This is a genomic window from Streptosporangium sp. NPDC049644, from assembly GCF_040675205.1.
GTDB lineage: Bacteria > Actinomycetota > Actinomycetes > Streptosporangiales > Streptosporangiaceae > Streptosporangium > Streptosporangium fukuiense.
The window spans coordinates 1-20,995 of sequence record NZ_JBFAOJ010000017.1 but is presented as its reverse complement, the minus strand read 5'-3'; the positions used below and the strand labels follow the sequence as shown (position 1 = coordinate 20,995).

Sequence of the window (20,995 nt, the reverse complement as noted above, 5' to 3'; positions counted from 1 at the left end):
CGTAGAAACGCAAGTCGCCCCGAACTCCCAAGAAGCCTCGCGGGCCGGGTCTCCCCCGGCCCGCTTCTTCATGTCCCCCCTCCCCCACCGCCGACGGCCCCCGCGGCGGTGCGCCCGGTGGCGCGGGGGAGGGGGCGGCGCCCGTCTGCCCCCGCGCGCCGCTTGACCGCGACGCGACAGGAGGATCCCCGGCCTTCAGGCCCGGGAGGGGTTCAAAGGAGGTACACCCCGTACGCCCGGCCCAGCACCGGCAGCGCCACGTTGCGCACCCGGATGCCGCCCGGGGTGACGCCCTTCTCCGTACCGGCGTGCGCGTGCCCGTGGATGATCAGATCGGCCCCCTCGGCGTCGACCGCCTCGGCCAGCAGGTAGCTGCCGAGGAAGGGGTAGATCTCCAGCGGTTCCCCTTCGAGGGTGTCCTTGACCGGCGAGTAGTGGGACAGCACGATCCGGTAGTCGGCCTCCATCTCCTTCAGCGCCACCCGCCAGCGATCGGCGATCCGCTTGGTGTGGCCGACGAACGCCTTGATCTCCGGCTCGCCGAAGTCGCTGGCGCACTTGCCCGCGTAGCCTCCGCCGAAGCCCTTGCCACCGGCCACGCCGAGCCGCACCCCGTCGATGTCGATCACTGTCGCGTCGTCGTGCAGGACCTCGATCCCGGCCCCGCGCAACAGCGCGGCGATCTCGGCGGGCCGGTCGGAGTGGTGGTCGTGGTTGCCGAGCACTGCCACCACCGGGATCGGCAGGTCGCGGAACTCCTCCACCACCACCTCCCCCTCCTCCATGGTGCCGTGCCGGGTCAGGTCGCCGGCGAGCAGCAGCACGTCGGCCCGATCCTCGATGCCGTCGAGCCGCCTGCGGTAATTCCCCCTGAGACTCTCGTCCAGGTGCACGTCCCCGACCGCCGCGATCCGCAGCGCGCTCACAGTTGCTCCTCCCTCACCGGCTCCACCACGCTCACGACATCGATCTCGTTGTGGACGGCCAGGCCGGGGGCCGCCTCCCCGGCCACCTTGGCGATCAGTTCGCGGCGGTCGGCGCTGGTGACCTGGCCGCGCAGGTAGAGCTGATCACTTCGGACGTCCACCCGGACGCCGAGTTCCGTGGTTCTCTCGTCCTCGGCGAGCGCGCGCTGCACGCGCGCGGCGACGTACTGTGGAGCCTCCATCGTCGAACTCCCTTCCGTCCAAAAAAGCTCGCCTTCCCGCGAAACCCAAGGTCAAACACGTTTAAAACCTCCGCTGAGGGCAGAGGAGGCCGCTGTGCCCAGGACGCGGGCACGCCTGCCCAGCATGACCCGGCGGAGACGTGCCTATGAAGATCGCCATGGTTTCAGAGCATGCCAGCCCCCTCGCGACCGTCGGCGGAGCCGACGCCGGAGGCCAGAACGTCCACGTCGCCGCCCTCTCCATCGCGCTCGCCGCGCGCGGGCACGAGGTGACGGTCTACACCCGCAGGGAGTGCGCCTTCCAGCGGGAGAGCGTCGCCCTGGCCCCCGGGGTCACGGTGGTCCACGTCCCGGCCGGCCCGGCCATGACCCTGTCCAAGGACGACCTGCTCCCCTGGATGCCGGACTTCGGCCTGTGGCTGGCCAGGCGCTGGAACGCCGCGCCGCCCGACATGGTGCACAGCCACTTCTGGATGAGCGGCCTGGCGGCCCTGGTCGCCGCGAGGGAGGTCGACGTCCCCGTCGCGCACACCTTCCACGCCCTCGGTACGGTCAAGCTCCGCCACCAGGGCGCGGCGGACACCAGCCCGCGCGAGCGCCTCGGGATCGAGGCGATGATCGCCCACCAGGCGGACGCGGTCGTCGCGACCTGCGCCGACGAGGTGGCGGAACTGCGCCGGATGGGCGTGCCGCACCGCCGTACGAGCGTCGTGCCCTGCGGCGTCGACGTGCGCTCCTTCACCCCGGTGGGCCCGCGCGCCGATCTCGGTCCGGGCCCCGTCCTGCTCGCCATCGGCCGTCCCGTGCCCCGCAAGGGCGTGGACACCACGGTCCAGGCCCTCGCCCACGTCCCCGGCGCCAGGCTGCTCGTCGCCGGCGGCCACCCGGACGACCTCGAGGTGGGCCGGCTCTCGCGGGCGGCCGTCAGGCACGGCGTGGCGGACCGCGTCAGGTTCCTCGGCAAGGTGGCCCGCGAGCGCGTCCCGGTCCTGATGCGCTCGGTGCACGCCGTGGTCAGCATGCCCTGGTACGAGCCGTTCGGCATCGTGCCGGTGGAGGCCATGGCCTGCGGGGTGCCGGTGGTGGCGTCCGCGGTGGGCGGGCACCTGGACACCGTCGTCCCCGGGGTCACCGGCCTGCTGGTCCCGCCTCGCGAGCCGCGCACGCTGGGGGACGCGCTGCGCCGACTGCTCGCCGCGCCGGGCCTGCTGGCGGCGTACGGCGCCGCCGCCGCCGTACGGGCACGCTCCGACTACGACTGGAACAAGATCGCCGCCCAGACCGCCGCCGTGTACGCGGGGGTGCTCTCCTCCCGCGTCCCGGCATGGCGGAAGAGCGGCGCCCGCTCGTACCCGGGCGTCGCCTGACGGCTCCCCGGTCCCGGAACCAGGACGGAAAACCAGAAAGGCCCCCGGTCCCGTCGGGACCGGGGGCCTTCGGCCGGAGATCGGGCGCCGGGCCCCGGAGGGCCCGGCAGGCGATCACTTGCCGGTGGCTCTGTGGATGCTGCGCGCCGCGGAACGGTCGATCGCGGCCTTGACCACACCGAAGATCGCTCCCTGGATGGCAGCCGCCACGAGAACCTCTCGCCAGCCGTACTCATCCGATGTCGCCTGGGGCGCGTCGTCCTTGCCCGACGCGAACTTCCAGACCTGCTTGAAGACGGCTCCGGCGATCGCGCCACCGAGCATTCCACTCGCGGCGCTCATACTGCGGGATACGACCCTGCTCAACGTCTCGCCCTCCGTTCGATTGACCGGAAGGCACGCCTACCCTTCCGGACCGGTACCTAACTCACACGACCGGGGGGTCGTTGTAGTGCCGCTCCTCGTAGACGCGACGGTGGGTGACCGGGTCCTCGACCACGGTGGTGGCCGTCGAGTCCGCCACCGCCCGGCGGGCGATGCTGAGCCGGTACACGGCGAACAGGAGCCATGCGAGACCGCCGATCATCAGGATGACACCGACGATGTTGATGTCGAATCCGGCGATGTCGAATTCGACCGCCCAGGTGAGAATGGCGCCGAGCATGATGAGAATGATGCCGCCTGCGATGGTCATGGGATCTCCTCCTTCGAGCCAACGCATCACATCTATCCCCCACACGGCTCCCAAACGTCACCCGGCGGAGACAGCTGCCGACCACGGCGTTCCCCCGGACGTCACGGGCCTGACGACCTCGGAAAAGTCGTCAGGCCCGTGGGTCGCCGGCGCGGAGCCGGTCACTGGGCGGGCAGGACCGCGCCCTTGTACCTGTCCTCGATGAACTTCTTGACCTCGGCTCCGGCCAGGATCTCGGCGAGCTTCTTGATCCGGGGGTCGTCCACCTTGGCGGGGACGGTGACCAGGCCGTTGGCGTACGGGTTGCCCTCGCCCTTCTCCAGGAGCAGGGAGTCGGTCGCGGGCTGCAGCCCGGCCTCCAGGGCGTAGTTGCCGTTGACGATCGCGGCGTCCACGTCCTCCAGGGAGCGGGGCAGCTGGGCGGCCTCAAGGGGCTTGAACTCCAGCTTCTTGGGGTTGTCGGCGACGTCGCGCTCGGTGGCCTTGACGCCGACGCCCTCGGCGAGGGTGATCAGGCCGTTGTCGGCCAGCAGCTTGAGCGAACGGCCGAGGTTGCTCGCGTCGTTGGGCACGGCCACCTGGGCGCCCTCGGCGAGCTCGGAGACGTTCTTGATCTTCTTGGAGTACAGGCCGAGCGGCTCGATGTGGACCGGGGCGACCCAGCTGAGCTGGATGTTCTTGCCCTTGGAGAACTCCTCCAGGTACGGGATGTGCTGGAAGTAGTTCGCGTCCAGGTTGCCCTCGTCGAGCTGGGTGTTGGGCTGGACGTAGTCGGTGAACTCGACGATCTCCAGGTTCAGCCCGGCACCGGCGGCCAGGTTGTCCTTGACGTACTTGAGCACCTCGCCGTGGGGTACGGGGTTGACCCCGACCTTGAGCGGGGCGTCGGCCTTCGGCGTGCCGTCGGCCGGTTGGGCCGTGTCGGTGGACGTCCCCCCGCATCCGGCCAGGGTCCCGGCCAGGATCAGTCCGGCCACGATCCCGAATATCTTGCGCATGATTCTCCCCCAATTCCCCTTACAGCTGGTAGGAAATATCTCACAGAAGCGGGGAAAGGGACAAATCCTTACTTGTCACGCAAAGCAAGCATCTGCGCGATCTGCGCTGTACGCGAGATATCGACGCGTTTCGCCATCTCAGTGACCTTGGCGTGCAGCCCGGTCGCGACCTCCACCTTGGCCATCTGGGAGGCGTCGTCCTGCTGGGCGATGAGCATGTCGAGGAACCTTCTCTCGAACTCGGCCGGGGGCGCCGCGATGAGCGCCGCCACCTCCTCCTCGCTCACCCCGGGCATCCCGCCGTGCGCGGCGTGCTCGTCGTCCGGCGCCGTCGCGGGCTGCCCCCAGGCGGCCAGCAGGCCGGACATGGTGCTGGACTCGCGCTCCTGGGTCACGCCGATCGCCTCGGCGAGCTCGGAGACCTCGGGGCGGACCTGCCGCTCCCGCGCCAGCCGCACCAGCCGCACCACCTGCGCGTTGTGCGGCACCATCATCTGCAGGAACATCACGTCGGGGGCGTTGAAGGCGACCCCCTCGGCGGTCCCCGTCGGCGGGGCGGGCGACGGGCCGGGCACCCCCTGACCCGTACCGTGTCCGTCGTGCGCGTCGTGGCCGGAACCCTGGCCGGCACTCCGGGCGGCGGCGCCGTGCCCCGCGTGACCGGACGCGCCGCCCCGAAGCTCCTGGATGCTGTGGGCACCGCAGCCCGCGAGCAGCAGGACGCCCAGGACGACCACCGGGGTCGCACGTCTCATCGAATACCTCCAGGGTGGAGACCCCGGACTCTGACCCGGGGGAGGAAGCGCGGCGCGGTGCCGCGTGTCTCGGCGTGGTGCTCGGTGTGCTGTGCGGCGGCGAGGACCGGTCCGCCGTGCGCGTGCCGCGCGGCGCTGCTCCCGGCGGGCCGCCGGAACCGGTGCGGTACCTCGGGGAGAACGCCCGGCCGGGGCGGTGGCTCGTCCCGGCCGGACGTCAACGGGTCAGACGCGCTGCCAGAGAGCCGGCACGTTCGGCGGCTCCCAGCCCGCCAGCGCGGTGTGCGCCTGCAGGCACCGGTAGGTCACGCCCCCGTAGGTCACCGTGGCGCCCGCCGCGTAGGCGGTGCCCGCCTGCCAGGTGCCGCCCGGCTGGCTCGTCGGGGTGACGGTCGGGGTCGGCGTCGGGGTCGACGTGGGGGTCACCGTCGGGGTCACTGTCGGGGTCGGCGTGGGACTGGGATTGCCTCCCCCGCCGAAGTTCACGTCCGAGCAGGTGTAGAAGGCCTCGGTGCTGCCCACGACGCGCTGCCAGATCGAGAAGATGAGCTGGCGGCCGCTCCGCTGTGGGAGGTTGATCGTCCAGTTGGTGAACGTGCTGGGGTTCTGGTTGTTGAAGGTCCTGATGTGCTCCAGGTCCGACCACTTCAGCGGCTGGGTCGGGTTCCAGCTCTGCTTGGTGATGTAGAACTCGAAGTTGCTGTTCGCGTGCGGCGCGGTCGCGTGGTAGGTGACCGTCAGCGGTCCCGGGGAGACCTGGGTGGCGGGCCAGTCGGCCCTGGTGAGGTTGAGTCCCCGGTACTTGTCGCGCCCGGCGCCGCAGAGCTGGCCGTCGGGAATGATCTGGCGGTGGTTGCCGCCGGCTTCGAGCCGGGACACCTCGTGCCAGTCGTAGAAGGCCTGGGTGCCTCCGGCCGCGACGGCCGCCTTACAGGCGTCGGACTTGGGGGTCTCCGGCCCCTCCGTCTTGCAGACGTAGGCCCGGCTGGGCGGGTTCGACATGGAACCGTGGGCGACCGCCGCGGTGGACGGCAGCAGCGCGAGCAGGGACCCTACGCTGAGCGCCGCGGCGGCACCGGTGGCCACCTTGTGTCGCAGATGCACGTGGACTCCTCCTGGGTTGGGGAATGGAGGCAGGACATGTCCAACGAGCCGACGGATAGCACGTTATTAACAAGAAACCTTACTAAGAGTCCGTCCCATAATGCCAGTCGAACGAGGATACAGATCCCTGACCGGCACGATCCCAGGCCTCCTGCGAGTGGGTCCCGCGCCCCCGGTGAGCGCGCGCCCCCGCCCGATCGCGCCTCCGCTCACCGGAAACCCGAGCCTCGGTCCAGCACGACCTCGCCCCTGCCGTGCCCGGTCCCGAGCTTCCGGAGGCGCCCCTGTTCCCCCCGGAAGCCCCGGCCTCAGCCCACGACCAGCACGACCTTGCCCCTGCCGTGCCTGGTCCCGAGCTCGCGATGCGCGTCCGCGGCCCGCTCCAGCGGGTAGGTCCTGCGCACCGGGAAGACGAGCCCGCCCTCGGCGTACAGGGCGGCGAGCTCGGCCAGGCGGGACGCCAGCCGCTCCCCCCTGGTCCGCTGCGCCCCCAGCTCGGCGGCCCTGTCGTGCTCGACCAGGGTGAGGAGGCGCTCCTTCTTCACCAGTTCCAGGGAGATGTCGAACGCCTCGCCGCCCGCGCCGTCCAGCACCATGTCCACCCCGCCGGGCGCCAGGTCGCGGATCCGCTCCAGCAGTCCCTCGCCGTACGCGACCGGGATCGCGCCGAGCTCGCGCAGGTAGTCGTGGTTCTCCTCGCGCGCGGTGCCGATCACCGTGGCCCCCCAGAGCCGGCCGAGCTGGACCGCGGCGGTGCCGACCGCGCCCGCGGCGGCGTGCACCAGGAGCGTGTCCCCCTCCCCCACCCCGAGCTGCCGCAGCGCGATGTGGGCGGTCTGGGTCCCGGCGGTGAAACCGCCCGCCACCTCCCAGGGCATGCTCGCGGGCTTGGGCGTGACGTTCCCCGCGGGCACGACCACGTATTCGGCATAGGCGTTGAGCAGGGTGAAGCCCAGCACCTCGGCGCCGACGAAGATCCCGTCCACGAGCCCCGCCACGCCCTCCCCCAACTGGTCGACGACCCCGGAGAACTCGTTGCCCGGCACCCGGGGCAGTCCCCCGTCCACTCCCGGCGGAGTCCACCCCTCCCTGACGGCCAGGTCGAACGGCTGCACGCCCGCGGCCCTGACCCGCACCCGTACCTGCCCCTCGCCGGCCTCCGGCGTGGGAAGCTCCGTCACCCGCAACACCTCGGGACCGCCGAACTCGAAAAAAGCAGCTGCCTTCACAGGGTTCCCCTTCACTCGTGTACGCCGCTGCCCAGCCTGCAACCTCAAGCATGATCGAGGTCAACACGCGCGCTCCGGATCCCGGCGTGAAGGGGGGACCACCGTCCGTCGTACGGCGACCGCGCGGAGATCGAACACGGAAACCGGAGCACGTCTCCTCCAGTCGGTCGCTACTCGGCAGGGGTGGGCCAGAGCAGGTCAGGCTCGCTCGGCACGAGGTAGTTCACACCGGGCACGTCGAAGCCGTACAGACGGCGCACCTCGGAGGTGAACCAGTCGATATCGGCCAGGTCGCCGACGGTGTCGGGGGCGACGGCCTCCCACCGCTCGGTCACCTGCTCCTGGATGAGCGGGTGCAGTTCCCATCCGTCCAGGCGGATGCGTCCCTGGTCGTCGAGGTCGAGCGCCTGGGCGCCGGTGAGCCGGTCCCACAGCTCGACGGACTGCTGAAGCGGGGACTGCACGGCCTCGCCGAGGGCGCCCCGCAGGAGGCTGACGTACAGGGCGATGCCGGGGATCGCGGTGGACGCCTGGGTGACGGCGGCGCCGTTGACCGATGTCATGGCCCGCCCGCCGACCTGGGCCAGATCTCCGTTCAGCGTGAGCGCGGTCTCCTCCAGGTGAGCCTTGGCCGCACCGATGGTCCCGTCCCGGTAGATCGGCGCGGTCAGGTGCGAGCCGATGTAGGACAGGGCCACCGTGGTGAACCCCTGGCGCAGCAGGCCACGGCCGGCCAGGGCGTCAACCCACAGGGCCCAGTCCTCGCCGCCCATGACCTTGATGGTGTCGGCCCGCTCGGTGTGGCTACCCGGTTCGACCCAGATCTCTTTCAGCGCCGGTTCGTCTCTGCCGACATCGAGGGTCTTGGTGCTGTAGCCCTCGCCCAGCGGCTGGATCACCGACTGGTGTGTCTGCCCGGTGACGGGGTCGGTGCGCCGAGGCGCGGCGACGCTGTAGATCAGGTAGTCGATGCCGCCGAACCGTTCGGCGAGCAGGTCGAGTACCTGCTCCTTGGTGGTCTCGGCGAAGGCGTCGCCGTTGACGAACGACCAGTCGCGGCCGGCCTTGGCCGCGAGTTCGGCGGTCGCGATGGTGCGGTACCAGCCCGCGGTGGCCGTGCGACGCCCGGTGGGCGGGCGCTCGAAGCACAGGCCGACGCCGTCGAGGCCGTAACGACGGATCCCCGCGATCGTGGCCGCCATCCCGTAGCCGGCGCTGGAGCCGATGATCAGGGCGACCGGACGGCGCTCGGCCTTCTCGTCGGGGATCGCGGGAGCGACACGGTCCCACATGTCGCCGACGATCTTCTCGCATCCGGCGGGGTGGGAGTCGAACAGCAGGAACCCGCGCCCGCGGGGTTCGATAAGTCGTTCCGTCATCGTGTGCCTATCTGGTCGGGTCCGCGGGCGGGTCGGAGCCCGCGAGACGCTGAATGATCCTGACGAGGTCGCCGACCGTGTGGGCCTGGCCGGTGTCCTCGTCCGGGACGGTCACCTGGAACCGCTTTCCGAGCCGTCGAATCAGTTCCGGCAGCGAGAGGCTATCGATGCCCAGGTCGTTCCGCGGGTTCAGAGCCGGATCGGCGCAGTCGCGTGGCGCACGTCGTCTTCTCGGTCTCGGCGCGGGGAATGTCGGCCGGGGCGTCAGGCGATCCGATCCAGATCCGCCGGCCGGACCGCGCCGCGGAGCGGAAGGCCCCGCGCCAGCCGCTCGACCTCCGCGACCGCGAACTCGCCCAGGCGGCGCAGCTCCCTGCCCCTGGCTCCGCTGAGGTGCGGGGTGACCAGCACGTTCGGCAGGGCGAGCAGCGGATGCCCGAGGGGCAGCGGTTCGGGGTCGGTCACGTCGAGGACGGCGCCGATGCGACCGGTGGCGCAGTGCCGTACCAGGGCGTCGGTGTCGATCAGGGAGCCCCGGGCGGTGTTCACCAGCACCGCGCCGTCGCGCAGCAGCGCGAGGCGGCGCTCGTCGAGCAGCCCGCGGGTCTCCGGCAGCGCGGGGGCGTGCACGGTGACCAGCTCGGCCTCGCGGCAGAGATCGTCGAGCGGCACCGGCCTGGCCCCGAGGTCCGCCGCCTGGGCGGGACCGATGTACGGGTCGCTGAGCAGGATGTGCGCGCCGTGATCGCGGAGCCGTTCCATCACCAGCCGCCCGACCCGGGAGGCGCCGATGACGCCGACCACCGCTCCGACCAGGCCGCCGCCCTCGCTCGGCGTCGCCACTCCGGGCAGCGGGTCGCCCGACCAGCCCCGCGTGGAGTACGCGCGCGCCTTGACGATCGCCTGCTTGGCGGCCAGCACGAGCATCGCCAGGGTGAACTCGGCCACCGGCCGCGCGTTGGCCTCGGCCGCCGAGGAGACCGCGATGCCCCTGTCGAACACCTCGGCGGTGAGGTGCCCCTTGACGCTGCCTGCGGCGTGCACGACCGCCCGCAGCCGTGGAGCCGCGGCCAGCACGTCCGCGTCGATCCTCGGACACCCCCAGCCGGTGATCAGGATCTCCACGTCGAGCGGCCCGTCGAAGGATTCGATCACTCGCTCGTCCGTCCGCGTCACCAGCGACAGCCGGTGCCGCAGGTCGGGGGGGAAGAGCTCGGGCAGCAGCAGGGGCCGCATGGCGAACGCCGCGGGAGTGGTCATCGGTCGGTGACCGGACGCCCCGCCGACAGCGGCGCGTTCCCCGGGGACACCGTCGGAGTCGGCGTGGGGGCGAGCCCGGCCGCGTAGCGGAGCCCGCCGTACAGGTGCGCCCGGAAGTCCGGCTCGGTGTAGGACTCGATGGTGTGACCAAGGCCGGTGTACCAGGCCCGGCCGCCCCGGTACGGCCTGCACCAGGCGATCGGGTGGTCCGCTCCCATCGACCCGCCCGAGTAGGTCGACTCGTCCAGCGTGGCCAGCACGTGGACGGCTGAGCGTGGGTTGGTGCGGTAGTCGTACAGCTCGTCGGTGCGCACCCAGGTCGCCGGCAGGTGGGCCGTCGAGGGGTGCGTGCGGTCCTCCACCCGTACGGTCGCCCGCTGGATGGCCGGGTGGGAGGAGAAGTAGGCGCCGACGAGGCCGCCGTAGAAGGCCCAGTCGTACTCGGTGTCGGCGGCCGAGTGGACGCCCATGTATCCGCCGCCGCCCGCGATGTAGGACTCGAACGCCGTCCGCTGCGCGGCTTTCAGCACGTCGCCGCTGGTCAGCAGGAAGACCACCGCCCGGTATCCGGCCAGGTCCGCCGTGCTGAAGGCGGCGGCGTCCTCGGTGGCGTCGACGGTGAAACCGTTCTCGGCCGCCAGCCCGCGCAGCGCGGTGACGCCCGCGGGGATGGCGTCGTGCCGGAACCCCGCGGTCTTGGAGAAGACGAGCACCTTGCAGGCCGGGTCCGCTGCCATGGCCGGCGCCCCCAATCCGATCGTGACGACGAGCAGTGCGGTGATGACCGCGATGACATTACGCACCGTAGACCTTCGTCCCCCACGGGGAGTAGCCCCGGACGGTGCCGTACGCCCGCACGTACAGGGTCATCCGAGGGCGACGGCACGCTTCTGTCCGGATGCGGACATGGTGACAACCGGATAATTTCCTAGTACGTCTTCCCTAACGCCACATTTGTCGCAATGGGAGTCGCCTTGCGGGTCCGATCCGTTCTCTCCGTCACCGTCCTGGCCGTTGGCCTGGTCCTCCTCCTCCAGCCGGCCGGCGCCGCCGTCACCGAGGTGCGGCAGGACTCGGGTGTCCTCACCGGCATCGTGGAATACCAGTGCACCACCACCGGCTCGGCCGAGAAGCAGGACATCAAGGTCGAGGTCGCGCTGACGATGCCGGCCACCGCCACGACGGGCGAGCAGATGAGCATCGGCTGGCAGGGGACCTACGCCGAGGGCACCGGGTTGAAGGCACCCGCGACGGGACTGACCACCGGCACCGGCCTGTACGCGTACGCGTCCATCAGCGAACTCCCCGGACTGACCTCCGCCACCGGGGTGGGCACGCTCACCACGGTCGCCGCGAACCAGGTCATCCCGCTGCCGACGGTTTCGGTCAGCCTGAAGACGACCCCGTCCAACGCGGGCACGGCGACGGTGCGGCCGGCCGCCCTGAACTTCGGGACCGCCGCCAACGCGCCGTCGATCGAGTGCGAGGTACAGAACCGGGCCGCCCTGACCACCTACCCCCTCACGGTCACCGCGGCCGACCAGACGGGAACGGAGCCCGAGACCGATACCGGAACCGAAGACACCGAGCCCGAGACCGACGCGGAGACGGAGCCGGAGAGCGATACGGGGACCGATACGGGGACCGACGGGAACGGCAAGGTGCGGCAGACCCCGTCGGGGCCCGCCGCGACCGGGGGTGGCGGTGAGCGCGGGCCCGACGGGCGGGTGTTCCTGCTGACCGGCTCCCTGCTCATCCTCACCGCCACCACGGGGCTCCTGCTGCGACACCGCGCCTGGAGAGGACCCGGCCCCACGAAACCGGTCCGCTGACGACAGAAGTCCATGCTTCTCACCACTACGCTGTGCGCGCGCCGCGGGCCGGCTCATCTCCCGGCCACCTGTACCCACCGGCCCGCACCGGTCATACCGGGACGGGGAGAACAGCCTCGACCACGGTGCCGCCGTGCTCGCCGCCACGGATCGAGCAGGTGCCGCCCACCTCGACGGCCCGTTCGCGCATCGTCGACAGGCCGGAGCCCGAGCCCCGAGCCGGCTCGCCGACGCCCACCCCGTCGTCGGTGACCCGCACCCGCAGGTCGCCCGCCCGCTCCAGCGCCACGGTGATGACCTCCGCGCCGGAATGGCGCCGGGCATTGGTCAGCGCCTCCTGCATGATCCGGTACGCCGCGATCTCCACCGCGGGCGGCAGTCCCTCCAGGCTCCCCTCGACGGTGACCGGCACCTCCAGCGCCAGCAGCCGGACCGACTGCTCCAGCCCAACCGTGTCCAGGGTGCGGGGCCGGAGGCCCTGCACCAGCTCCCGCATCTCCCCGTTCACGGCGTCCATCCCCACCCGGAGATCGGACAGCAGCCGATGGGCCAGCTCGGGGGATTTCCCCAGGGATCGCCGCGCCGCCTCCAGCCCGATCGCTATCCCGGTCAACCGGCTCCCCAGCCCGTCGTGCAGGTCCCGGTGCAGCCGCCGCCGCTCCTCCTCCCGCGCCCCGGCCGCCTGTTCCCATGAGCGCCGCAGGTCATGAGCCATCTGTACGGCATGCGCGACGTCGGCGACGATCGGCACCAGGACGGCCAGCATCCGCCGCTCGTACGCCCGGGGGAAGCGCCGCGCCCCGGGCGGGCCGAGGAGCAGCGTCCCGGCGGGTTCACCGTGCCACATCAGGGGGATCTCGCGGGGGGCGTCCCCGAGCTCGCCCACGGCGTGGCTCTCCTCGGCCTGGACCGCCGCCCCGGTCACCGCCAGGCCGTCGGCCACCGCCCGCACCGCCGCCTCCAGCGCCTGGGCGGGACCGGCGTGCCGAATCTGCCGCCGCAGGGCTTCGGCGTGCACATGGGGATCGCCGCTCCTGCCGTACAGAAGCCGGTCCAGCAGGCGCTGCAGGCGCCGCTGGACGGGCAGGAACGACAGGCCCGCGAGGATCGCCGCGACCACGCCGAAGAGCTCGCCGTAGTCGGCCAGGAAGAGTCCGGCGAGCGCGCCGGCGGCCAGGTACGCCGTGGCGACGAGGACCACCAGGGCGCCGCCGACCAGGGCCCGGCTGGCGAGCGTGTCGATCGAGTAGAGCCGGTAGCGGAGTACGGCGACGGCCACCGCGATCGGCACGGCCGCCTCGCCGATGGTGTCCAGCCAGAGGTAGTCCCAGCCGAGGATCTCGTTGAAGGCGAGGTTGTCGAAGGCCACGACGGGCGCCAGCCAGGCGATCTGCCGCCGCACGTCCGGGTCGGCGCGCCAGAACCGGACGAGCAGCACGAGCAGGCTCACCCAGAGCAGCGGCCCGCAGATCGCGACGGACACCTGGTCCAGGCGCGCGAACAGCCCGCCGGACTCGTGCAGCCGCGGGATGCCGATCGCCAGCAGGAGCAGCTGCCACGAGATCAGCGCCAGGTAGACCCAGCGCCATCGGGGCCGCAGCAGGCCGGCGTCCGGGTGCGCGAGCGGCAGCATGAGCGCCGTGCAGGTGGTGGCGGCGTTACGGAAACAGACGAGCCAGTAGAGCGGCGGCGGGAGCGGCACCGCGCCCTGCCCGTACACCTCGTACAAGGAGACGGCGAGCGTCACCCAGCCGTTGGCCGCCCCGACCAGCAGGAGCAGCCAGCCGACGATCAGTCCTGGCCGGCGCAGCACGATCAGCATGCCCAGCGGGGTGCTGAGCAGCGCCTGGACGCGGGCGGTGTCGGCGATACCGGGCGGCCTGGGGTTGATCGCGAGCTCGATGACCAGGTGCGCGGCCAGCGCCGCGAGGCCGAGCGCCCCCAGGGCCAGGGCCACGGCTCGCACCGCGTAGTCCACTCTCCGCCCCATGGATCCCTCCAGGAGGGGATTCTGGGGCCTGTGCCGACCTGTCAGCAAACTCTGACGACCAGGTCAGGCCCCGAGTGACGATCTACCCGGCCTTCGCCTCGTCCGTCGCGACGCCGTTCCCCTGCTCGGCGTCGGTCTTCGGTCCGATGCTGCCCTCCCGCTCTCCTCCAGACCTTCGCGATCGCCCTCGTACCGACCCCGCCGAGTGAGCCGCCGGAGAGCCGGGCTCCACGAGAAGTCAGGTGCGGCGGTGTGGACGTGACGGAGTGGTGCGCGCCCAGCTCTTCGCCGGGCCCGGCATGCCGGCGCACTTCGCGCTGCTGGCGCTCTGCACCGCCGGTCGCACCAAGGGCTCGTTCGCCTTCGAGACGGCTGCCCTGGCCGAGCAGATCGACGCCCACCTCGACGTCCTGCGCGGTGCCCGCGAGCTCGGCCACCGGATCTCCGCCGTACGCGTGCTCCTCACCGACCTGACCGAGGGGCGGCATCGCCAGGCCCTACGCGGACACGTCCTGGATCGGCTCGCGCGGGCGCATCCGGGCACCGCGTTCGCCTTCGACGACGACCGGGTGAGCGGCCGCGGCTACTACGACGGCGCCTGCTTCGAGATCCGCGCCACCACCTCCACCGGGGACGACCACAACCTCGGCGACGGCGGATTCACCACCTGGACCGCCGGCCTCCTCAGCGACGCCAAGGAACGCCTCCTCATCAGCGGCCTCGGCCTCGAACGCCTCTGCGGCCTGTTCCACCGGCACACCAGATAGCTGCGATCGCCTTCCTAAGATCCTCGCGTATGAGACAACCGTCAGAGCATGTCGGCGCCGCCCCCGAAAAGAGCGGGCAACAGCCGAGCCCCCTGACGCGCACCCTCGCCAAAGCCGCCGCACCACTGCGGAGTGATAACCAGCCCGAGCACGGCCCCGCGTTCCTGTCTTTTCAAAAGAGTGGACATCTCGAACTTATCATCCGCATCGCAATGCCCTTCGCGAACAGCGGCACGATAAAGCGGATACCCGATAGCGCAATATCTGGCCGTCCTTTAATTCCCAAGAGAGAAGTAAAGATATTCTCTGGAGGTCGATTCGAACGTCACCTTGGAGGACTTCATGGCGGAGCAGCATTCCCTGTTCGGCCCCGATTTTGGAACAATCCACAAAAAACCAAAAGAAGCACATTTTCAACGCATAAGGGTGCTTATAACCGTCAAAGCTGCCCCTAATCCCTCTGAGACCTACGGCGAGACCGTGTGCGTTGCCGCTCTCAGGCTTGACCTAGATCAACCGGGATGGATACGACTGTATCCAATTAATTTTCGCGAACTGGGCAGCAGCCACCGATTCCGTAAATACGACATCGTCACTCTGGAGGCAAAGCCCAACACCGGCGACCCCCGAGCAGAGAGCTGGAGGCCCCGATCCGACAAGGTCGTGGTGGAGAAGCACCTCGACGGGTGGCCCAAGCGCATGGCATACCTCGACGACTACATCGAGGGCTCCATGTGCGATCTCATCTCAGGGGCCAAGAAGCGGCCAGTCGGCCGCTCACTGGCCGCAATCCGCCCTATGGAGATCATCGGACTTGACATCCAACCCCACCCCGGCTGGACGCCCGACGAACAGCGAAAGATCGATCAGTACGTAAGCCAGCTCGGCCTCTTCGACACCGGTCCCCGCACCGCTCTTCAAGCCCCCCGCTTCAAGGCGTGGTACCGCTACCGCTGTCAGTCCGCCAGTTGTAACACCCACCGCCAGGGCATCTATGACTGGGAACTGGTGGCTTTGCAGCGCTCCGTGCGTGATCGCGATGATGCGGGAGTCAAGCAGGCCATCCGTGACAAGTTCTGGGATCTGATGAACGCTCCGGATCGCGACACCATTTTCTACCTCGGTAACCAGCAGGCCCATCCGCAGAGCTTCATCGTTCTGGGCGTGGCCTATCCTCGGCGAATCAGGCCGGTACGGCGCGACTGAATCGCTCACGGACGGCTTCCAGAACGAGATCGCGATGACAGCGGTGCTCGTCGGCCTCGAAGCACATGACCGCTACCGCCTGCCGCCGGGCTGCTTTCACGATTCGGTCCAGGCATTCGCTCGCGTCAGCATTGACGAGCTGGCCGGCGTAAACGTCTCGGGCCGCGCCCAGCTCGGCCGGGCCGCCGCCGAACCCCGCCCTGTTCCATTTGGGGTTGCCGAGTTCTCGCATGTGCTCGTAGGCGATGCCCGCATCGGCAAGCGCACCCGCCAGAGCGGTCTTGCTGAATCCGCGTTTCCGGGAGATCGGATTCAGCCGCACATCGACCAGCAGTGTCGCGTCTTCCCGGTGGAGCCGTCGGATGAACTCATCAAGGTCGCATCCCTCGTATCCAACTCCGGTCAACCGCACATGCTGCTCGATCGTAAGCATGAATCGCACCCTCTCACGCCTGATCACACCCGTCACACGGATCCGGCAAAGCCGCAGCGGCTCTCCTCCGCTCAAGGATCTCGCACTGGCCTGAGCTGTGCGGTACCGGATGGCCTGAGTCCCGTTCGGCGGGCAGGCCGTGAACCTCGCGGCGGTGCCGGTCAGGTCAGGGCCAGCAGCCGGTCGCACTCCTGTAGCAGGCGGCTGCGGAGGGGGGCGGAGCGTTCGGTGAAGGCGCGCTGGGCGGTCGCGTACTCGGCGCGGCCCTCGGCGGTCTCCACCTGGATCGGCCGGTAGCCCAGAGCGCTCAGGTCGTACGGGCTGGCCCGCATGTCCATGGTCCGGATGTCGCGGGCGAGCGCGAAGCAGTCGGCGACCAGCTCACTGCCGATCAGCGGCGACAGCTTGTAGGCCCATTTGTAGAGGTCCATGTTGGCGTGCAGGCAGCCCGGCTGCTCCAGTTCCCGCTGGCGTTCGCGGGTCGGCTGGATCACGTTGAGCGGGCGGGCGGGCGGCGTGAAGAAGCGGAACGCGTCGAAGTGGCCGCACCGCACTCCGCGCTGGTCGACGATCTCCTCGATCCGCTCGGGGGAGAGCCGGAGCGGGAAGGAGGAGTGCCGGATCTCCACCTCCGGCGTCCGGTAGACCATCGCCCACTCGTGCATCCCGAAGCAGCCCAGATAGGGCGGACGGCTCGCGGTGGCGGCCAGCAGTTCTCTCGTCCAACTGATCGCGGCTGTGCGCTGCGGCAGCACCAGCTCAAGGTCCAGCACCGCGCCTTCGGCGCAGTCGCGGTAGTTCGCCCCGTAGGAACTCGCCCCCGCCAGGATCACCTCGGCCCCCGGATGCCATCGCAGCAGGCGTCCGGGCCGGAAGGTGTAGTAGGTGAACAGGAAGTCCTCGACCGGGTGGGCGACCTGCTCCCGGCCACGGCGCAGATGCGGTTCGATCCAGGTTCCGACCCGGTCCCGATGCGCCGAGGCCCGGCCCCGCCACTCCTGCTCGCTCAGCACTTCCACCCCCGCATCGTAGGAAAACCCGGCCGCTGAGCGGTAAACGGAGCCTGCTCGCGCCCGGCCCATCCCGCCGGGCGATCATCGAACCGATCTGCTCTCGCCACTACAGGGCTGTCAGGGCGGACAGCTCACGCCACTCGGCCAGCGGGATCTCGCCGGGGCGTGCGGTGAGCACCTGCAGGCACACGTGGTCCGCGCCCGCGTCGAAGTGGGCTCGGACCCGCTTCTCGATCGCCTCCACGTCGCCGTAGGCCACGATCGCGTCCATCAGCCTGTCCCCGCCGTGCGCGATCTCGTCCTCGTCGAAGCCGAGCCGGCGTAGATTGGCGATCTGGTGTGGGGCGGCGCCGCGGTAGAGGGACACGTGCTCCCTGGCCACCTCTCGCGCCCTGTCCAGGTCCGGGTCCAGCACCACGGCCTGTTCCACCGCGAGCAGCGCGCCCGGCCCCATGATCTCCCTGGCCCGCGCGGTGTGCTCCACGGGCACGAAGTACGGGTGCGCGCCCAGCGTGCGCCGGGCTGCCAGCGCCAGCATCTTCGGGCCCAGCGCGGCCAGCATCCGGTGTGGCGGGTACGGCGGCGCGGGCGAGTTCAGCGGGATGGCGTCCATCGCGTCGAGGTACGCGCCCATCGTGGCCACCGCCCTGCCCCGGCTGGGGATCGCGTAGCCGTCCATCTGGATCGGTGTGTCGCTGACCCGGTGCCCGCCCAGGCCCAGAACGTACCGGCCCGGGTGCGCCTCGTTGAGCGCCCGTTCGGCGGCGGCCATGGAGATCGGGTCGCGCAGCGCGATGTTGGCGATGCCCGCCGCCACCGTGATCCGCTGGGTCGCCGAAAGCAGCAGCCACGCCTGGCTCACCGAGTCGCGCCCGAACCCCTCGCCGAACCACACCGCGCCGTAGCCCAGTTCCTCGATCTCGGCCGCCGCGTCGCGCACCTCGCCCGCCGGCCCGCCGTCGAAGGCGAAGGTCCAGATGCCGACCCTGCCGAGGTGCGGGGCATCGTCCTTGCGCGTGCTTGTCATGGGTCTCCTGTCCCATTCGGGCTTTCCGGAGAGGTTCTCCGGATATTCCGGGGACTATAATACGGAGAGTCTCTCCGTTTCAACTCCCGAGGGGTCCCGTGCAGACGCGGCCGATGCGCGCCGACGCGCGCCGTAACCATGACCTGCTGGTGGCGGCGGCCATGGCCGTGATCGCCGAAAAGGGGCCCGACGCGTCCCTGAACGAGATCGCGCGGCGGGCCGGGGTGGGGCCGGGCACGCTCTACCGGCACTTCCCCACCCGCGACGCGCTGCTCGCGGCGGTGTTCCAAGGGCGACTGACCAGGCTGTGCGCGCAGGCGGAAGAGCTGGCCGAGGCCATGCCACCCGGCGAGGCGCTGGTCGCCTGGCTGCGCCTGCTGATCACGCACGCCATGACCGACCACGGGCTGGGCGCGCGGATGATGCTCGCCACCTCCTCGGCCGGGGTGGACTGCTGGGCGATGCTGCGCGGTGCCGCCGAGCGCCTGCTCCACCCGGCTCAGCGGGCCGGATCCGTACGGGCGGACGTCGAGTTCGTCGACCTGGTCGAGCTGACCGCGGGCATCGCCCAGGTGACCGCCGATCCCGGTAGGGCCGAGCGGCTGCTCACATTGACGCTCGACGGCCTGCGCCGACCTCGCGACACCACCGAGCAGACAGCTGCGACCGGATAAAACCAGTCGAAGTCGGTTCGAACCAGCCGGGATCATGGCTCCCATGACGTTCCGCAAGGACAAGGACAGAGACCGGTCCCGCCGACAGATCCTCGCCGAGTTGCACGACTCGCTGGATCGGCGATACCGGCCCGAGGACGTCGCCGATCTGGTGCTGCGAGCACTGGACGGGCAGCTGTCGCGGCGCGAGCGTGTGGTGCTGGAGCGTGCGGCCGAACACTCCTCCCGCCGCAAGGGCCGGTTCTCCTCGATGTCCACCGATTACGCGAGGCCGGTGGGCGGTGCCCGGCAGGTCGCGGCGGCGAGCCGCCTGTTCGAGCGGTTGGTGGAGGTCGACCCCGACGATCCCGAGTCGCTGCTGGAGTTCGCGGCGAGCGTGGGGCACGAGATCCGCTGGACGCCGGACCGCGGTGACTTCCTGGCCGACCGGCTCAACCGGGACGCCCGGGCGGCGGCGGGCATGGATCTGTCCAAGCGGCAGTACAACCGCCGGTTCAGGTTGCTGGGCCGGATCGCCGCCAAGGCGGGCACGCTGAGCACCGAGCGGGACAAGCGGCGCCTGCTCATGGTGGGTGTCACCGGCTTCGCCGCGGACATCCCCCTGGAGCGGTTCGTCACCGACGTCGACGCCGCGTGCTTCGTGGCGTACTACACCGCGCGGCGCAAGGTACGCCGGGAGTTCAGCCTGTCCGGGCGGGAGAACCCGTTCGACGAGATCGCCCAGGTCCTGCTCGGCCGGTGCACGGACCGGAGCGACTGGTGGATGATCGCCCAGGCTCGGACGACCCCTGACGTCCTGGGACGCCTGACCGACGAGGAGCGTGGACGGCTGCTTGGCCAGTGGTCGGCCGCCATGCGGCACAGCGCCGACCTGCTCCGTGCCCGCTGGAACCCCGGCACCGACCGCACCACGATGATCGTACGGCCCGGCGACGACTCCACCACGTGGAACAACCTGGCGGTCGCCTACAACGCGGCCCGGGCCGGCTGGTTGGCCTGCCTGGCGTCGCTGGACGCGCTGGAGTTGCTCCAGGGGGCCTGTCCGGGCAAGGTGATGCGCCTGATGGCCGCCGACCTGGCCGCCTGGCATCACGGTACCGGCGGCGACGTCGACCCCAACACCGCGGTGTGGGCGGCGCTGCCGCCGCCCTGGCAGGTGCTGGACGGCACCGCGGCCTGCACGCGTGCCGACGTGGAGGCGGCCTGCCGTGCGGCCGGGCTGGACCCGGCGCGGACGGGCTGGACCGCGCCCGCGGCTCGACGTGGGGTGGCGGTGTTCCGGCCGACGCCCGAACTGGTGCACGGAGTGAGCGTCGCCGATCCGGTGTGGGCGGCCCTGCTGCGGCGTGCCGGGGTGTTCAGCGGCAGGAGCGTGAAGCCCGAACTGGCTGACGACGCCCGTCACGGGCTGGCCTCCGGGGTGGTGGTCAGCGATCTGCCCGCCACGGACCTTCCGGGAAAATAGGTCGGCGGCCCTGCTGTAGGTAAGCGGTGGCGCCGCCGGGCCTCGGATCGGACGAACGCCGGTGCGTGCCCGTCGGCGATGCCGTTATTCGGTGGCGTCCGCCACGCGGTATCGAGCACACTGGGGTGCGGCCCGCTGTAGTTCAGTGGTAGAACGCCTGGCTCTTCATCCAGGTGGGCGCCGGTTCGAGCCCGGCCGGCGGTGCCGCACACGATGGACCACGATGGACGTGGCCTCGCTGTAGCTCAGAGGTAGAGCGCCCGGCTCGGGACCGGGTGGACGCCGGTTCGAGCCCGGTCGGCGAGGTCCTCCAACGAACGTTCCAGGTGGCCGGAGGGCTCGTCGCCAGATCGGCCCGCATACGAAGAGAAGCCCAGGCCGACGATGCCGGCCTGGGCTTCTCGCAAGTGCGCCGCCAGGGACTCGAACCCCGGACCCGCTGATTAAGAGTCAGCTGCTCTAACCAACTGAGCTAGCGGCGCTTGCGACGGAGGTAACTCTAGCAGCAGCTCCGGCGCGATCGCACCCCGGTTGTCCGCCGCCCGGCTCCCCGCGAGAGGCTCGGGGCCGGGCCGTTCTCGGCGGTCCGGCCCGCACACAGGATCGGGGCCGGACGGTCCTCCGACCGTCCGGC

22 protein-coding genes and 3 tRNA genes are annotated in these 20,995 nt (G+C 70.7%); 8 read left to right on the top strand and 17 right to left on the bottom strand.

The window, feature by feature from the left end:
- Positions 1-212 precede the first annotated feature (212 nt).
- Together AB0J58_RS12815 and AB0J58_RS12810 are read right to left on the bottom strand one after the other, a co-directional pair.
- Positions 213-926: a metallophosphoesterase gene (locus AB0J58_RS12815; RefSeq protein ID WP_364214170.1), complete on the bottom strand. Its 714-nt coding sequence runs from the start codon at positions 924-926 to the stop codon at positions 213-215.
- Complete coding sequence (locus tag AB0J58_RS12810) at positions 923-1,168, bottom strand: BON domain-containing protein (protein ID WP_343962927.1); 246 nt, start codon at positions 1,166-1,168, stop codon at positions 923-925. The genes AB0J58_RS12815 and AB0J58_RS12810 overlap by 4 nt, the downstream gene beginning before the upstream one ends.
- A 158-nt stretch (positions 1,169-1,326) precedes the next feature.
- Here AB0J58_RS12810 and AB0J58_RS12805 point away from each other — a divergent pair, with 158 nt between their 5' ends.
- Complete coding sequence (locus tag AB0J58_RS12805; RefSeq protein ID WP_364214167.1) at positions 1,327-2,535, top strand: glycosyltransferase; 1,209 nt, start codon at positions 1,327-1,329, stop codon at positions 2,533-2,535.
- A 114-nt stretch (positions 2,536-2,649) separates the two neighbouring features.
- Here the strand turns inward: AB0J58_RS12805 and AB0J58_RS12800 are convergent, their stop codons facing one another.
- From AB0J58_RS12800 to AB0J58_RS12755, 10 genes are all read right to left on the bottom strand, one after another.
- Positions 2,650-2,877 (bottom strand): DUF4235 domain-containing protein, encoded by a 228-nt coding sequence (locus tag AB0J58_RS12800; RefSeq protein WP_030913067.1) that lies wholly within the window; start codon positions 2,875-2,877, stop codon positions 2,650-2,652.
- 85 nt (positions 2,878-2,962) lie between these two features.
- Positions 2,963-3,229, bottom strand: coding sequence for a DUF6458 family protein (locus AB0J58_RS12795; RefSeq protein ID WP_343962929.1), 267 nt, complete (start codon positions 3,227-3,229; stop codon positions 2,963-2,965).
- 161 nt (positions 3,230-3,390) lie between these two features.
- On the bottom strand, positions 3,391-4,227 hold the full coding sequence (locus AB0J58_RS12790; RefSeq protein WP_343962930.1) for a MetQ/NlpA family ABC transporter substrate-binding protein: 837 nt from the start codon (positions 4,225-4,227) through the stop codon (positions 3,391-3,393).
- A gap of 68 nt (positions 4,228-4,295) precedes the next feature.
- A complete protein-coding gene (locus AB0J58_RS12785) occupies positions 4,296-4,982 on the bottom strand; it encodes a DUF305 domain-containing protein (protein ID WP_364214164.1) in 687 nt (228 codons plus the stop codon).
- Positions 4,983-5,207: 225 nt separating this feature from the next.
- Entirely contained in the window at positions 5,208-6,086 is an 879-nt protein-coding gene (locus AB0J58_RS12780) for a lytic polysaccharide monooxygenase (RefSeq protein ID WP_364214161.1), read from the bottom strand.
- A gap of 308 nt (positions 6,087-6,394) precedes the next feature.
- Positions 6,395-7,315: an NADP-dependent oxidoreductase gene (locus AB0J58_RS12775; RefSeq protein ID WP_364214158.1), complete on the bottom strand. Its 921-nt coding sequence runs from the start codon at positions 7,313-7,315 to the stop codon at positions 6,395-6,397.
- A gap of 170 nt (positions 7,316-7,485) precedes the next feature.
- A complete protein-coding gene (fabV, locus tag AB0J58_RS12770) occupies positions 7,486-8,694 on the bottom strand; it encodes an enoyl-[acyl-carrier-protein] reductase FabV (protein ID WP_364214155.1) in 1,209 nt (402 codons plus the stop codon).
- Positions 8,695-8,701: 7 nt separating this feature from the next.
- Positions 8,702-8,863, bottom strand: a complete 162-nt coding sequence (locus tag AB0J58_RS12765) for a phosphopantetheine-binding protein (protein WP_364214429.1) — start codon at positions 8,861-8,863, stop codon at positions 8,702-8,704.
- Between the two features lie 95 nt (positions 8,864-8,958).
- A complete protein-coding gene (locus AB0J58_RS12760) occupies positions 8,959-9,954 on the bottom strand; it encodes a hydroxyacid dehydrogenase (protein WP_364214152.1) in 996 nt (331 codons plus the stop codon).
- On the bottom strand, positions 9,951-10,757 hold the full coding sequence (locus AB0J58_RS12755; RefSeq protein ID WP_364214149.1) for a ThuA domain-containing protein: 807 nt from the start codon (positions 10,755-10,757) through the stop codon (positions 9,951-9,953). Before AB0J58_RS12755 ends, AB0J58_RS12760 begins: the two co-directional genes overlap by 4 nt.
- A 159-nt stretch (positions 10,758-10,916) precedes the next feature.
- Between AB0J58_RS12755 and AB0J58_RS12750 the strand changes: the two genes are divergently transcribed.
- Complete coding sequence (locus AB0J58_RS12750; RefSeq protein WP_364214146.1) at positions 10,917-11,786, top strand: hypothetical protein; 870 nt, start codon at positions 10,917-10,919, stop codon at positions 11,784-11,786.
- A gap of 91 nt (positions 11,787-11,877) precedes the next feature.
- Here AB0J58_RS12750 and AB0J58_RS12745 read toward each other — a convergent pair whose 3' ends face one another.
- Positions 11,878-13,776 carry a sensor histidine kinase gene (locus AB0J58_RS12745; protein ID WP_364214143.1) on the bottom strand — a complete coding sequence of 633 codons (1,899 nt, stop codon included), beginning with the start codon at positions 13,774-13,776 and terminating at the stop codon, positions 11,878-11,880.
- Between the two features lie 269 nt (positions 13,777-14,045).
- Here AB0J58_RS12745 and AB0J58_RS12740 point away from each other — a divergent pair, with 269 nt between their 5' ends.
- Both AB0J58_RS12740 and AB0J58_RS12735 read left to right on the top strand, forming a co-directional pair.
- Positions 14,046-14,543 (top strand): hypothetical protein, encoded by a 498-nt coding sequence (locus AB0J58_RS12740; protein WP_364214140.1) that lies wholly within the window; start codon positions 14,046-14,048, stop codon positions 14,541-14,543.
- A gap of 342 nt (positions 14,544-14,885) precedes the next feature.
- Positions 14,886-15,749 (top strand): hypothetical protein, encoded by an 864-nt coding sequence (locus AB0J58_RS12735; protein ID WP_364214137.1) that lies wholly within the window; start codon positions 14,886-14,888, stop codon positions 15,747-15,749.
- Here the strand turns inward: AB0J58_RS12735 and AB0J58_RS12730 are convergent.
- The 3 genes from AB0J58_RS12730 to AB0J58_RS12720 all read right to left on the bottom strand — a co-directional run bounded on the left by AB0J58_RS12730 (position 15,727) and on the right by AB0J58_RS12720 (position 18,222).
- Positions 15,727-16,182: a DUF488 domain-containing protein gene (locus AB0J58_RS12730; RefSeq protein WP_364214134.1), complete on the bottom strand. Its 456-nt coding sequence runs from the start codon at positions 16,180-16,182 to the stop codon at positions 15,727-15,729. The genes AB0J58_RS12735 and AB0J58_RS12730 overlap by 23 nt on opposite strands.
- A gap of 161 nt (positions 16,183-16,343) precedes the next feature.
- A complete protein-coding gene (locus AB0J58_RS12725; protein WP_364214131.1) occupies positions 16,344-17,201 on the bottom strand; it encodes a 3-methyladenine DNA glycosylase in 858 nt (285 codons plus the stop codon).
- 100 nt (positions 17,202-17,301) lie between these two features.
- Complete coding sequence (locus AB0J58_RS12720; RefSeq protein ID WP_364214128.1) at positions 17,302-18,222, bottom strand: TIGR03620 family F420-dependent LLM class oxidoreductase; 921 nt, start codon at positions 18,220-18,222, stop codon at positions 17,302-17,304.
- Between the two features lie 98 nt (positions 18,223-18,320).
- Between AB0J58_RS12720 and AB0J58_RS12715 the strand changes: the two genes are divergently transcribed.
- The 4 genes from AB0J58_RS12715 (at position 18,321) to AB0J58_RS12700 (ending at position 20,667) form a co-directional block, all read left to right on the top strand.
- Positions 18,321-18,896, top strand: coding sequence for a helix-turn-helix domain-containing protein (locus tag AB0J58_RS12715; RefSeq protein WP_364214125.1), 576 nt, complete (start codon positions 18,321-18,323; stop codon positions 18,894-18,896).
- Between the two features lie 43 nt (positions 18,897-18,939).
- Positions 18,940-20,361 (top strand): hypothetical protein, encoded by a 1,422-nt coding sequence (locus tag AB0J58_RS12710; RefSeq protein WP_364214122.1) that lies wholly within the window; start codon positions 18,940-18,942, stop codon positions 20,359-20,361.
- A gap of 131 nt (positions 20,362-20,492) precedes the next feature.
- A tRNA-Lys gene (locus tag AB0J58_RS12705) sits at positions 20,493-20,565 on the top strand.
- A 30-nt stretch (positions 20,566-20,595) separates the two neighbouring features.
- Positions 20,596-20,667: transfer RNA gene (locus AB0J58_RS12700), tRNA-Pro, on the top strand.
- 102 nt (positions 20,668-20,769) lie between these two features.
- On the opposite strand, the gene AB0J58_RS12695 is transcribed toward AB0J58_RS12700, so the two are convergent.
- Positions 20,770-20,843, bottom strand: a tRNA-Lys gene (locus tag AB0J58_RS12695).
- Positions 20,844-20,995: the final 152 nt, after the last annotated feature.

Coding starts and splice junctions, on each gene's coding strand:
- AB0J58_RS12810 (WP_343962927.1), bottom strand. CDS start 1,168: ATGGAGGCTCCACAGTACGTCGCCGCGCGCGTGCAGCGCGCGCTCGCC.
- AB0J58_RS12805 (WP_364214167.1), top strand. CDS start 1,327: ATGGTTTCAGAGCATGCCAGCCCCCTCGCGACCGTCGGCGGAGCCGAC.
- AB0J58_RS12800 (WP_030913067.1), bottom strand. CDS start 2,877: ATGAGCGCCGCGAGTGGAATGCTCGGTGGCGCGATCGCCGGAGCCGTC.
- AB0J58_RS12795 (WP_343962929.1), bottom strand. CDS start 3,229: ATGACCATCGCAGGCGGCATCATTCTCATCATGCTCGGCGCCATTCTC.
- AB0J58_RS12790 (WP_343962930.1), bottom strand. CDS start 4,227: ATGCGCAAGATATTCGGGATCGTGGCCGGACTGATCCTGGCCGGGACC.
- AB0J58_RS12785 (WP_364214164.1), bottom strand. CDS start 4,982: ATGAGACGTGCGACCCCGGTGGTCGTCCTGGGCGTCCTGCTGCTCGCG.
- fabV (WP_364214155.1), bottom strand. CDS start 8,694: ATGACGGAACGACTTATCGAACCCCGCGGGCGCGGGTTCCTGCTGTTC.
- AB0J58_RS12760 (WP_364214152.1), bottom strand. CDS start 9,954: ATGACCACTCCCGCGGCGTTCGCCATGCGGCCCCTGCTGCTGCCCGAG.
- AB0J58_RS12750 (WP_364214146.1), top strand. CDS start 10,917: ATGGGAGTCGCCTTGCGGGTCCGATCCGTTCTCTCCGTCACCGTCCTG.
- AB0J58_RS12745 (WP_364214143.1), bottom strand. CDS start 13,776: ATGGGGCGGAGAGTGGACTACGCGGTGCGAGCCGTGGCCCTGGCCCTG.
- AB0J58_RS12735 (WP_364214137.1), top strand. CDS start 14,886: ATGGCGGAGCAGCATTCCCTGTTCGGCCCCGATTTTGGAACAATCCAC.
- AB0J58_RS12730 (WP_364214134.1), bottom strand. CDS start 16,182: ATGCTTACGATCGAGCAGCATGTGCGGTTGACCGGAGTTGGATACGAG.
- AB0J58_RS12720 (WP_364214128.1), bottom strand. CDS start 18,222: ATGACAAGCACGCGCAAGGACGATGCCCCGCACCTCGGCAGGGTCGGC.
- AB0J58_RS12710 (WP_364214122.1), top strand. CDS start 18,940: ATGACGTTCCGCAAGGACAAGGACAGAGACCGGTCCCGCCGACAGATC.